The sequence below is a fragment of the Rhizobium chutanense genome, from assembly GCF_002531935.1.
Lineage (GTDB): Bacteria > Pseudomonadota > Alphaproteobacteria > Rhizobiales > Rhizobiaceae > Rhizobium > Rhizobium chutanense.
The window spans coordinates 39134-51740 of record NZ_NWSV01000020.1 but is presented as its reverse complement, the minus strand read 5'-3'; the positions used below and the strand labels follow the sequence as shown (position 1 = coordinate 51740).

At 60.3% G+C, this 12607-nt stretch carries 10 protein-coding genes; 3 read left to right on the top strand and 7 right to left on the bottom strand.

The features are described from left to right. Nucleotides 1-2 precede the first annotated feature (2 nt). The 3 genes from CO666_RS23860 to CO666_RS23850 all read right to left on the bottom strand — a co-directional run bounded on the left by CO666_RS23860 (nucleotide 3) and on the right by CO666_RS23850 (nucleotide 3634). Nucleotides 3-1022: an ABC transporter permease gene (locus CO666_RS23860; RefSeq protein ID WP_097614628.1), complete on the bottom strand. Its 1020-nt coding sequence runs from the start codon at nucleotides 1020-1022 to the stop codon at nucleotides 3-5. Beyond that, nucleotides 1012-2562 (bottom strand): sugar ABC transporter ATP-binding protein, encoded by a 1551-nt coding sequence (locus tag CO666_RS23855; RefSeq protein ID WP_097614627.1) that lies wholly within the window; start codon nucleotides 2560-2562, stop codon nucleotides 1012-1014. Before CO666_RS23855 ends, CO666_RS23860 begins: the two co-directional genes overlap by 11 nt. A 61-nt stretch (nucleotides 2563-2623) precedes the next feature. Continuing rightward, nucleotides 2624-3634 (bottom strand): sugar ABC transporter substrate-binding protein, encoded by a 1011-nt coding sequence (locus CO666_RS23850; protein WP_097614626.1) that lies wholly within the window; start codon nucleotides 3632-3634, stop codon nucleotides 2624-2626. 307 nt (nucleotides 3635-3941) lie between these two features. On the opposite strand from CO666_RS23850, the gene CO666_RS23845 reads away from it, so the two are divergent. The 3 genes from CO666_RS23845 to CO666_RS23835 all read left to right on the top strand — a co-directional run bounded on the left by CO666_RS23845 (nucleotide 3942) and on the right by CO666_RS23835 (nucleotide 7804). Beyond that, complete coding sequence (locus CO666_RS23845) at nucleotides 3942-5027, top strand: polysaccharide pyruvyl transferase family protein (RefSeq protein ID WP_097614625.1); 1086 nt, start codon at nucleotides 3942-3944, stop codon at nucleotides 5025-5027. A 20-nt stretch (nucleotides 5028-5047) separates the two neighbouring features. Beyond that, complete coding sequence (locus tag CO666_RS23840) at nucleotides 5048-6574, top strand: lipopolysaccharide biosynthesis protein (protein WP_097614624.1); 1527 nt, start codon at nucleotides 5048-5050, stop codon at nucleotides 6572-6574. Nucleotides 6575-6712: 138 nt separating this feature from the next. Beyond that, entirely contained in the window at nucleotides 6713-7804 is a 1092-nt protein-coding gene (locus CO666_RS23835; RefSeq protein WP_097614623.1) for an acyltransferase family protein, read from the top strand. 23 nt (nucleotides 7805-7827) lie between these two features. Here the strand turns inward: CO666_RS23835 and pdxA are convergent, their stop codons facing one another. The 4 genes from pdxA to CO666_RS23815 all read right to left on the bottom strand — a co-directional run bounded on the left by pdxA (nucleotide 7828) and on the right by CO666_RS23815 (nucleotide 12482). Continuing rightward, nucleotides 7828-8814, bottom strand: a complete 987-nt coding sequence (gene pdxA / locus CO666_RS23830) for a 4-hydroxythreonine-4-phosphate dehydrogenase PdxA (protein ID WP_097614622.1) — start codon at nucleotides 8812-8814, stop codon at nucleotides 7828-7830. 85 nt (nucleotides 8815-8899) lie between these two features. Further along, a complete protein-coding gene (locus CO666_RS23825; RefSeq protein WP_097614621.1) occupies nucleotides 8900-10033 on the bottom strand; it encodes an iron-containing alcohol dehydrogenase in 1134 nt (377 codons plus the stop codon). 348 nt (nucleotides 10034-10381) lie between these two features. After that, the gene (locus tag CO666_RS23820) at nucleotides 10382-11566 is read right to left on the bottom strand and encodes a sialidase family protein (protein WP_097614620.1); all 1185 of its coding nucleotides are present in this window, start codon (nucleotides 11564-11566) and stop codon (nucleotides 10382-10384) included. 10 nt (nucleotides 11567-11576) lie between these two features. Further along, nucleotides 11577-12482, bottom strand: a complete 906-nt coding sequence (locus CO666_RS23815; RefSeq protein WP_097614683.1) for a dihydrodipicolinate synthase family protein — start codon at nucleotides 12480-12482, stop codon at nucleotides 11577-11579. Between the last annotated feature and the right edge of the window lie 125 nt (nucleotides 12483-12607).

The window sequence follows — 12607 nt, the reverse complement described above, 5'->3', positions numbered from 1 at the left end:
GGTCAGGCCTCCTGTCGGCGCAGCAGCGTCGTCGCGGAAACGACGATGAGGATGAGCACGCCCTGGACGCCGCTCACCAGCGTGCTCGAAATGTTCAAGAGCTGGAAACCGTTGGTGAGGAAGCCGACCAAAAGGGCTGAAAGCAGCGTCCCGGTGACCGTCGGAACCAGCCGGCGCGAAAAGACCGAGCCGAGCAGCGCGGTCACGACGACGGGCAGCAGCATCTCGCCGGAACCGGTGGTGCTGCCGCTCAGATAGGAAACCGACAGGATGCCGGCGATGCCGCCGGAGAGGCCGCTGGCGACGAAGGCGCCGGCGAGCAGGCGGCGGAGCGGCAGCCCGGCGGCCCGTGCCGCATCCGGGAACTCGCCGACAGCGTAGAGCCGCAGGCCGAGTGGGGTATATTGCACGATCGCCGTGGTGATCGCCGTGAAGCCGAGCAGCACATAGGCAAGAACCGGAATGCCGAAAGGATCCGTGGCCGAAAGCGCCGAGAGGAAGGGCGTCGAGGCCGGCAGCACGGTATTGCCGGTCAGCACCAGTTCGAGGCCGGCGACGACGTTCATCACGGCAAGCGTGGCGAGCAGCGGCACGATGCCGGCATAGACGACGGCAATGGCATTGACCGTGCCGATCAGCGCGCCGGTGAAGATCGCCGCCGCAATCGCCGTCGTGTCGCCGTAGCCGAGTTGCGTCAGGCTGGCATAGACGGCGGCGCTGAGGCCCATATTGGCCGCGAGCGACAGGTCGATGCCGCCGGTGACGACATTGGAGCCGCCGGCGATCAGCACGATCGTCAGTCCGATGGCAAGCAGGCCTGAGATCGCCGATTGGCCAAGCACATTGCCGATATTGCCGATGCTGAGGAAATAGGGGGCGGTCAGCGAGAAGACGATCAGGATGGCGGCAAATGCGACCAGCGATCCGAAGCGCAACGCCGCAGCCGCAATATTGCCGGCCGGCCGCGGCGGCGATTCCGCAGCGGAAAAACCGGAAGGCGCGAATTCCACTTCAGCCGACATGGCGATGTCCCTCGGATGATCCTGTAGATTGCGCCAGCACGGCATCGGCCGTGGTCTCCGACGAGATGAATTCCCGCACCACGCGGCCGCGGAAGAGCACCAGGATGCGATCGGTGATGCCGACGAGTTCGGGCAGGTCCGAAGACAGCACGATGACGCCGGCGCCGCGCGCCGCGAGTTCGCCGATCAGCGTATAGATCTCGACCTTGGAGCCGACGTCGACGCCGACCGTCGGCTCGTCGAGGAGATAGACCTCGGAGTGGCGGCTCAGCCATTTGGCGATGGCGATCTTCTGCTGGTTGCCGCCCGAAAGCGTGCGCAGCAAGGCATTCCGTCCATTGGTTTTGACCTGCAGCCGAGCAATCAGAGCATCGACTTCCCGCTGCTCGGCTTTGCGGTCGAGAAAGCCGAAACGGGTGAAGCGGCCGAGGCTTGAAAGACTGGTGTTTTCCGTAACGCTGAGGTCGAGCGCGATGCCGTGGCGTCGCCGGTCTTCTGGCACCAGCGCGATCTCGCGCCCAGTCGCCTGCGTCGGATTGCTGAAACGGGCAATCTTGCCGCTGATCTCGATATGGCCGGAAGCGGGGGTCTCCAGCCCGAAGAGAGTGCGGACCAGCTCCTTGGCGCCGGAACCGAGCAGGCCGGTGAGGCCGAGCACCTCGCCGCGGCGAAGCGTGAAACTGACGTCGCTATATTTCCCCGGCGCCGACAGCTGCTCGACCTTAAGGATTTCTTCGCCCGATCTGACCTGCGGCTTCGGGAACATCTCCTTGATGTCGCGCTCGACCATCAGCCGGGCAATCGCCGCGGCCGAAGTCTCGCCGATCGGCACAGAGGCGACGTCGAGCCCATTGCGCAACACGGTGACGTGGTCGCAGAGCTCTTCGATTTCGTTCAGGTAATGCGAGATATAGATGACGGTGACGCCTTCGTCGCGCAGGCGGCGGATCAGCCGGAAGAGGATATCGGCCTCGCGGCGTACCAAGGCGGCGGTCGGCTCGTCGAAGACGAGCACTTTCGGCTGGTTGAGGAGGGCGCGGGTGATCTGCACGATCTGCTTTTCGGCGGTCGACAATTCGCCGATCAGCGCGCTGTTCGGCAAGCGGATACCGAAATAGTCATTGAGAATATCGGATGCGCGCCGCTGCATCAGACGCCGGTCGAGGAAGGGCGTGCCTGAGATCCGCGGTTCCCGGCCGAGGAACAGCGCTTCGCCGACGGTAAAGGTCGGCACCAGCAGCCGGTCCTGGTGAATGAAGTGAATGCCGAGCGCTTCGGCAAGATGCGGCGTCAGCCTGTCGAACGTTTGCCCTTCGATCTCGATCCGGCCGGCATCCGGCTGGTGAAGACCGGCCAGCAGCTTGATCAGCGTCGACTTGCCGGCGCCGTTCTGGCCGACGAGGCCGTGGATGGTGCCGCGCCTGACGAGCAGCGACGCACCGGCAAGCGCCTGCGCGCCGCCGAAATGCTTGACGATGCCTTCGAAGCGGATGATGTCGTCGCGCGCCGTCACCGGCTGCTTCAACGAAATGGCGGTCATGTCGATCTCTCCGGGCAGATTCCAAGCGATCCGATCACGGCCGGATCGCTCGGGAGCCTTGTCAGCCGATGCCGAGCTTCTTGGTGACCTCGCCGACATTGGTCTTGTTGGCGAGCAGTGCCGAAACATAGGTCTCGCGTGGCAGCGTCTGGCCGGCGAGCAGCTTGGCGACATTGCGGATGGCGGTACGGCCGATTTCCGCCGGCTGCTGCGCCACGTCGGCGCCGGCCGGTGAATTCGGATCGGCAACCAGTTGCAGCACTTCCGGGCTGCCATCGACGCCGTAGGTGCGGATTTCGGTCCGCCCGGCGGCCGTCAGCGCCTGAGTCGCGCCCAGCTGCGGAATATCCCAGGCCGACCAGATCGCCTTGATCGAACCCTTTTCCGGATATTTGTTGAGGATGGCCGTGATCTGCGTGAAGGCGTCCTGCACCGTATTCGGGATGACGTCGCGCAGTTCCGGCTGGAGGATCTTCACCTTCGGGAAATATTTGACGACATTGACCAGCTGGTCGTAGCGGATCGCGCAAGGCGTCACGCCGTAGAAGCCGTTGAAGACGACGATATTGCCTTCGCCGCCGATATCGGAGACGAGCTGCAGCGCCAGGTCCTTGCCGATGCCCCAATTGTCGGAGGTGGTGTTGTTGATCGAATTGGTCGAACCGACGTCGACGGTCAGGACCGGGATCCCAGCGTCACGTGCCTTCTTCAGCCAGGGATCGATGACGCTGAGCGTGCCGAGGATCTGAACGATCGCATCCGGTTTCTGGGCGATCAGCGTCTGCAGCTGCGAGACCAGCTTGCCGTCATTGCGGCCGGCATCGACGGCGATCGGCTCGCCGCCGAGGCGCTTTACCTCTTCGATCTGGGCATTATAGGCCTGCAGGTCGAAGAAGTGATCGGTGCCGGTGGCGCTGATGGCGATGCGCTTGCCTTTCAGCGACAGCTCTTCGGCTGCTAAAACCGGCTTCTGCCCGATCAGCGAAGCACCGGCGACGGCAACCCCGGCGGCTGCGGACAGTTTCAACAGGTCCCGTCTTCCCAAACCGTTTCCGGATTTTTCGATACTCATGGTCATTCTCTCCAATTAATTATGTCTATAGATTAAATGTATTAATGCGGATGGGGAGGAACGAATTTCCAAAAGAACGATCTTCGGGGAAAAGAGTGGAGGGAGCGAAAGCCCATCCCTGGCTGCGGTTTCTCGCGATCGATCCGCTGGTGCGCCCCAAGCCGGCGAGGCTTGAGCCTCGTCATCCTCATTTACCTTAAGAAGTAGGGTAAATTTGGTGCGTAGCTATGACGCACGGCCGTCCAATTGACTTGCACAACCTGGCATGTAATTGCTGATCCGATTTTTGATCATTCAAGTAGAATATATGTATCATCTCGGCGAAGTTTTAATACGACGACAGCAAGAAAAGTTGATTAGATCGGTAAGGAAATTTGTTAGTAGAGGACAACCTTACATCATAATGGATTTTCCATCCACCAAAGATCCCGGCCACAATGCAAGTTGGTTGGGATTGGTGAAGGTATTGCACGAAGTAACGGGGCGGCAGCCGGTGCTTACCGGTGCCTCCGCTAAAAGTATAGATGACGTAAAATCAACTCCGGGCGACGCTCCTATATTCATTTGCGGGTGGTCCGATTTTGGCGATGGCCAGCTAGGCCGGGACGATATTCGCTTTCGTCTGGCATGCAGATATCCTGATCGAACCATCGTTCAGATGCCTCAAACCATCGATTTCGCCAACGAAGCACTTCTGGAATATGCCAAGCGTACGATTGGCAGGCATCGCAAATTTTTCTTCATGGCGCGCGACGAGCAGAGTTTCGGGCTGGCAAAAGCGAATTTCGACTGCGATGTCGAGGCTGGCCCGGACACGGCATTCGGCATCGGGCCGCTGAAACCGTTCGATGCCGATCCTCTCAGGGTACTGTACGTCATGCAGCCTTTTGGAGAGGACGATGTTGATATAGCCGAAGCGCGCGCGATTGCCGACGGCCCCCTGACCAACTGGATCAACGGTCCGGATAGCTTGGCGCGCATGCGCAAGTCGAGTGTCGTCAAGGCGGCCATGCGGCGTGGCTTCAGCCGCTCCGAGATGATGGCTCAACATCGCGAGGATGTCGCTGCCCGATATGTCGACTATGGCGTGAAGATGCTGTCCGGCGCGCAGCGGATCATCACCAACCGTCTACACGGTCATATTCTCTGTCTTTTGCTCAATAAGCCGCATGTCGCCGTTGCGAGAAATGGAAGCAGGCTGCACGACGCCATCAGTAGCTGGGCTAGCGACAGTCCTTTGGTAGAAAAAGCGACAAATGCCGGTGAGCTTTTAGCGGCAATGTCCCGTCTTCCGTATGAGATGAACGGAACCTGGTACAAGGCAAGCAGACCCATGGATCTAAGCCCCAGCCTTCCTGCCCGAGATCTAGTCGCTCATCCCTCGATCGTTTGATTCCCAGTAGGAGCTCAGTTTTGTCGGTTGCACGAGACGATGATATTCTATTCAGCCATGTCAATAAGAACCGATCCGCGGCGGCTGTAACCGGTGCCTTCTGGTCGGCGATGAGCACGCTCATTCCGACGGTCCTCACCTTCGCAGTTTTCGTGGTGACGTCTCGAGTGCTCCAGCCTCAGGATTTCGGTCTTGTTGCGCTGGCATTCAGCATCGTGTCGTTTGCCGGCAGTTTTGGACCGACCGCCTTTGGCGAAGCAATCATCCAGCGATCCGAAATAAGGCGAAGCCACCTCGATACGATATTTATGCTTTCGCTTGCCTTTTCATTCTTGGTCTATGGCGTTTTGTGTGTCGCCGCTTCGCCCATCGCGGCCTACGTGGGACATAAGGAAATCACGTCCCTTATCTACATCATGGGACTGAAGGTGTTCTTCGACTTCACGGCCGTCGTTCCGAATGCGATCGTCAACAGGAAGATGTCATTCCATCTGGTCGCCGTCCGGACTGTTATCGCCACAATTACTTCGGGTTGTATTTGCCTTGCTTTGGTACTCGCGGGTTTCGGCTTGTGGGCGCTTGCGATCGCGCAGATCGCGGCCACAGCGGCATCCTGCGGCGCTGCTTTCTGGGGTGCGGGTTGGTCGCCCGGGCTTCACGTGAAGAGAGAAAGCCTGAACGATCTCCTGCACTACGGCTTCTTTGCGTCGGGCACCCGGTTTTTGCAGACGATGAGCTTGGACAACTTGATCATCGGCGTGTTGTTGAGCCCGTCAGCGCTCGGTATCTATAATTTCTCGAAGCGTTTGTTCGATATGATCAACAACGTCATCGCCGGGGGCCTGACATCCGTCACCCACGTCTTGCTGTCCTCGTTGCGGAGCGATCCGAAGAAAGTTCGAGAAGCATTTCTGATGGCGACGTTTGGCTGCGCCCTGGTTTCCTACCCCGTCTTCATTGGCCTTGCCGCGGTTGCCGGTGATGCGATCACGACGATTTTCGGTGCGCACTGGATCGAGGCCGTTTGGCCGGTTCGGTTCTACTGCGTTATCGGGCTGATGGCTGGAATCGGCTATGTGCAGGCATCCTTGATCAAGAGCCAGGGGGAGATGGATTGGTGGTTCTACTACCAGCTGGCACGAAATCTCCTCACGCTCGTGACGATCGCAGTTCTTTATCCTTATGGCGTCACAACAGTTGTTTTCGCGATCATGATCGAAGTTCTGTTGTTTTGGCCGATCACCAGCTGGAAGATTTCGCGCCATATCGAGCTGAGTGTCGGGGCCTATCTGATGCAATTTCTTCGGCCCAGCATGGCTTGCGGAGGAATGGTCGCCGTGGTTTTACTCCTGCATGAGTCGCTCATTCATTGGTCGCCTTATCCACGTTTGGCCGTGGAAATCGTCGCCGGCGGGATTGCCTATTGCTGCCTGATCTTTGTTCTGTGCAGATCGCATCTCAATGTCTTGATCGGCAGCATAAAGCAGATACGGCAGCGCAAAACCAACAGGGACGAGCTTGCCGACCCTGCGGCACATCAATCGTGATATCGGGGCTCCTCCGCAGCGATCTGTGTTGCGGAGGAGCCGACTGATATGCAAAAGCAAGTGACGGCACGACGTCACTTTCAATCCGCCGCATCTGAACGCCGCTCAGGCACCAAGCGAAATAGGATAATCGATCAGATGACCAGTCTCGACCGCGGTTATTCGCCATCGACGATTGACGCCGCAGCAGTCTCGATTCCCGACCGCAGCCGTTACTACTCCCTGGATGCAATGCGCGGGTTTGCCGCTATCTGTGTCGTCGCCACACATTTCCAGGAACGATATGCCCCATCGGCCTATCTGGCGGTCGACTTTTTCTTCGTCCTCAGCGGTTTTATCATCGCCGAGATTTATGGAAAACGGCTTGCGCGTGACCTGCCGTTCCAGGCGTTCATGGCGGCTCGAATCAGGCGCCTTTATCCGCTCTATTTGATCGGAATCTTGGTCGGTCTCGTACAGATCGTCCTGCTGACAGGCTGGGGCCTGAGACATCAAAGTATCATTGACCTGCTGGTGTCGACCGTTGCCAACGGGGTTTTTCTGCCCAGCCCGATGTATTTCCTGCAAACGAACCCGATGCAGGGGATGTTTCCAATCAATGGTCCGGCATGGTCGATGTTCTGGGAGCTGTTGGTGAACATCGTCTTCGCGCTATGGCTTTTCCGGCTCTCTGTGCGTGCCCTTTGCCTGGTCGCGTTGGTTGCGGCTGCGCTTTTGGCCTTTGTGGGTCTTAAGTACGGTATGTTGAATATCGGCTGGGAATGGCCTTCCGCAATAGGTGGTCTGCCAAGGGTCATGTTTTCATTTACTGCAGGGGTGGTGATCAGCCGGCTCTTCGGTGGCATGCCCGCCTGGAGGAAAGGTTGGGCGGCGATCGTGCCGTGCCTTCTTCTGATGATTCTCATGGCCGCGCCGGTTCCTTCCATGCTGCGGCCCTACTACGATCTGATGTTCGCGATGGCCCTGGCGCCGCTCATCGTGATGCTTGGCCTCTTTCTGGAGATGCCTGCAAAAGCCGAGAGGCTGGCGACGTGGGTGGGCTATATCTCCTACCCCGTCTACATCCTGCACCGCGGTGTGATCGGTGTTTTCAAGGCAGTCGCCGGGTCGATCGGATTGAGCGGCCCTATCGCCTTTTTCATGCTCCTAAGCGCAGTCGTAGGCTTCGCTTACGCAACGGCTCGTCTCGTAGACAAAACGATGACCATGCGGGCTCGGCCAGCTCGATAAGCCCGCCAACGGATGTCGTCAGGTCACGCCCTCTGCCGCGGCGAGCGGGCCATCAGCCGGGCATAGGCGATCGCCGACAGCATGTTGACGTGGTTGGCCTTGCCGGTGCCGGCAATGTCGAAGGCGGTGCCGTGATCGACCGAGACGCGGTCGATCGGCAGGCCGAGCGAGACGTTGACCGCCGTCTCGAAGGCGACGAGCTTGATCGGGATATGACCCTGGTCGTGATATTGGGCGATGACGAGATCGAAGGCGCCGTTATAGGCGCGGGCGAACACCGTATCGGCCGAGATCGGCCCGACGACGTCGATACCTTTTGCCTGTGCCTGCTCGACGGCGGGCGCCAGGAATTCCATGTCCTCGGTGCCGAACAGGCCGTTTTCGCCGCAATGCGGATTGAGGCCGGCAACGGCGATACGTGCGTTTTTGCCCAAGCGCAGGAAGTGCCGGTGGCCGGCTTCGATGGTGGCGAGCACCCGCTCGGTCTTGGCGCGTTCGATCGCGCCCTTCAACGAGATATGGGTGGAGACATGGATGGTGTTCAGCCGCTCGGAGGCAAGCAGCATGAAGGAACTCTTCGAGCCGGTGAGATGGGCAAGAAGCCCGGTATGGCCGTCATGGTGATGGCCGGCGAGGTTCATCGCCTCCTTGTTGATCGGCGCGGTGACGATGACATCGGCTTTACCGGACATGGCCAGATCGACGGCGCGGGTGATGTAGCGCACCGAGGCGTCGCCGGCGACGGGGCTGACCTTGCCGATTTCGGGCAGCGCAGCCCCGAGCGCGACTTCGTCGACGGCGATCCTGCCGTCGCCGCCGGCATCGGCCGGCCCGAATTTCAGCCCGGTGCCGCTGACGCGGTCGGCGCGTTCCAGCGCTTCGACATTGCCGACGATGACGAAATCGCGGCGCTCCTCGCTCGGAAGCGCCGCCAAGGCCTTGACGATCACCTCGGGACCGACGCCGGAGGGATCACCGAGCGTCACCGCGACTTTCGCATTCCTGTCCATCTCAAAGTCCCTTCTGAAAACCGTCTTGCTTTAGATCCGGAGCATGATGTCATCCGAAAACCGCTTACACTTTTCGCATCAAGCTCTAAAAGGCGGCCGCGTAAATCGAGCGAATGTCGGCGCGTGTGAGATCACGCGGATTGTTGTCGAGCAACCGGCGGATGGCAAAGGCGTCGTCGGCCATGGCGTCGAGATCGCTTTCCGGCACACCGAGGGCGGACAGCTTCATCTCGATGCCAAGTTCGGCGCAGAAAGCGTAAGCTGCATCGAAGACGGATGCCGTATTTCCCGACGTTTGCCGCCCGAGCGCCTGCATCACCGCTGTCGTCTTTTCCGGGGCCGACGGCGTGTTGAAGGCGAGCACATGCGGGAAGATCAGCGCATTGGCCGCGCCGTGCGCCACATGCCAGCGCGTGCCGAGCGGATAGGCCAGGGCATGGCCGCCGGCGGTATTGACCGGGCCGAGGCAGAAACCACCGTACAGCGAGGCGAGTGAGAGACCGGCGCGGGCCTCGGCGTCGTTCCCATCCTTGACGGCGCGGGCGAGATATTTGCCGACGAGGCGCGTTCCCTCGATTGCATAGATGTCGACCATCGGATGGGCCTTGCGGTTGGTGAAGGCCTCGACGCAGTGGGCCATCGCGTCGACGCCGGTGGCGGCCGTCGTGCGGGCCGGCACGCTGAAGGTAAGGGCAGGATCGATGACGGCGATATCGGCCAGCATATGCAGGCTTTCCACCGCAAGCTTGGCCATCGTCTGGGGATCGGTGACCAGCGCGCGGATGCCGGCCTCGCTGCCGGTGCCCGATGTCGTCGGTACCTGGGCAAGCGCCACCTTGCGCGGCCCATGCACCTTGTTCGGGCCGACGACCTCACGCAGTGTCTGCGCGGAGCCGGCAAGAACGGCGGCCAGTTTTGCCAGGTCCATGGCGCTGCCGCCACCGAAGCCGACGATCAGCTCGGCTTCGGCCGCGTTCGCCGCGGCCAGCACTTTATCGAGATTGGCGGTATCCGGCTCGGGCGTCACTTCGGAGAAAACCGTCACTTCCCCTTTGAGCTCCAGCACGTCGATGCGCGAAGCGTTGAAAGCATCGGAAATGACAAGCGTGCGCCGATAGCCCTTTCCGGCAGCCCATGTGCCAAGCTTTCCCGCTGTGCCGATGCCGAATTCGATCAGATGCGGCCGAACGATCGTGATCGGCGAATCCAAGCTGGCCATGAACCAGTCCTCCCTGCAAGAGCTTGCGGCAATAATGTCGCCTTCTTTATTGTAAAGTTGTAAGATCAATGTCAAGCCGGCATTCCACGGCGCGGAAATTTTTATCGCCCGGCATGGGTCGGCACGACTTTAAAATCAGCGCTGCCGTGCAATAATCAAAAGTTATATCAATATGTTAAATGATTTTTTGCGACAGAGAGGATTTTCGGGCGCGAAGAAGCGGCCGCCATCTGCCAGTCTACGCCTCTTGTCAATTTCATCACCAGGGAAGTGGTCCAACGGCGATGATCCTGCATCCTTTCGCGCACGATCGGATGCAGGTTTACAAACTTCGGTCTGCCGCGTCGATCAGGGCAGCGATTGCGGGGCAAGGCGCACATATTTGATGGCGCGCCGGTAGTAGGTATAGGCGATATGGAGCACGCCGTCGCGGCCCTGGATGATCGAGGGATAGGAGAATTCGCGGTTCAGCGAATCCTTCGAATTGTTGCTGAGGCAGAAGCCGTCGCCGGTATCGAGATCGATGCGGTGCGGAAAGCTCTTGCCGCCATCCCTGGATATCGCCAGGCTCAGCGGCGCCCGCGGAACACCCCAGACCGCCTTGCGGCCGCTATCGGCGGCAATGACGGCCGCTCCCGCCTCGTCGCCGTCGATTTCGTCGTAGAGCGACTGGCGCCGCGCATCCGACATGGTCGCATTCGAATGATTGTAAACCATTGCGATTGCTCCATCATTCAGGATCGTGGCCTGGATCGAGGAGTTGTTGTTCGGCAGTTCGGTGGGTTCGGGCACGCTCCACGTCTCGCCGCCATCGGACGATCGGCTGGACAGGATATTTTCGGCGAAACGGTTGCGATAGAAGGCGATCATCTCGTCGCCGCCGAGCGGCAGGATGTTCATGTGCACGGCGCCGAGACTGTCCGCAATATCGTGCATTTGCCAGCTCGCACCGCCGTCGCGCGAAATCAGCACCGCTGCGGTATCGGCATCGCCGCTCCACCGCTGGCCGTTCAGGCCGACACAGCGGAAGACCGGAAGCAGCCAGTCGCCCCTGCCGTTGACGACGATCTGCTGGCGAACGAAGGTGCCGGGGCTGTCGCAGAGGATCCGGACAGGACCGAAGCTCCGGCCGCCATCATCCGATATCCGGCATTTGACAATCGAACCGTCCTGATTGCCCGAGGTCTGCGAGGTATAGAGCAACCAGACCTTTCCGTTCGGAGCATTGAAAATCAACGGATTTTGCTCGGATTTCTCCGGATCGTCGCTCATCTTCTCCGGCTCCGACCAGCGCGTCGTGCCCGGTGTCAGCCGCGACATGTAAATCGAAATGTCGCCCATGCCTTCCATCGTGCCGCCGAACCAGACGCAGCTCAGCGTGCCGTCGGGCAGAAAGGCGAGATTGGCGGCATGGTTCTGGATGCAGGGCGAGGGCAGATAGGCCTCGGCACGGCCGTCGACGGCGGGATGAGGGCTAATGATCCCGGTCATCAGGGCCGGAACGGCTTCCGGGGGCAGGCCGGTAAAATGCATGACGATCTCCTCAAGGCAGTTTGGCGTAGCTTTCGGCGAGTGCGGCATAATCCGCCTCGCCGAGCGGCATCAGCGGCGCGCGTGTGCGCTTCCAGGAAGGATTGCCGGTCTTCAGCCCGACCATTGCCTTGATGGTCGGGATCTGGACGTAGGAATTGGACAGCGTGCGATAGGCGTTGATGCGCGCCTGCGCCGCTTCGACTTCGCCGGCGCGCGCGGCGTCATGGACATGATCGTAGATCGTGCGGAGCGAATCCGCCACGAGATTGGAAGTGGCGGTGATGCAGCCGGCGCCGCCGGCCTTCAGCAGCGGCAGCAGCAGCGGATCGGCGCCCGCCAGCACCGAGAAGCCGGGGTAGGCGGCGATGATCGCCTGCATGTTGTTGAAATCGCCGGCAGATTCCTTGATGCCGACCACCGTTTGCGGGAAGGCGGCAATCAACCTTCCGATCAGCGGAACGGACAATGGTACGCCCGAGACCTGCGGAATGTGATAGAGGATGACCTGCAGGCGGGTATCGGCGACCTTTTCCAGCACCTGCGAATAGGCCGCGAACAGGCCGTCGTCGGAGACGCCCTTGTAATAGAAGGGCGGCAGCATCACCACCTTGGTGACGCCGAGCGACAGCGCGTGCCGGGTCAGTTCCACGGTCTCGGGAATGGCGACGACGCCGGTGCCCGGCAGAAGCCTGTCGGCGGGAATGCCGGCCTTCACAGCCGCTTCCAGAATGGCCCGACGCTCGGAGCCGGAGAAGGAATTGGCCTCACCCGTGGTGCCGAGCAATGCCACGCCGTGGCATCCCTCGGCCAGCAATTGCCGGCAATGATCGGTGAAAAGGGCAAAATCCGGGGTATTGTCAGCCGTCAGCGGGGTTGCGGCCGCGCTGAAGACCCCTGTGATCCTGTGATGGCTCATCCTGTCCTCCTTCGGCGCGTCCTGTCTTGCCGATCCGCGGTCGAACCGTCCGGTTGCGCATCCGATTGTCGTCGTCTGTTTGCGATGGAGTGCTAAGAACTTTTCCATTGCTGCGCTTTTGTCAA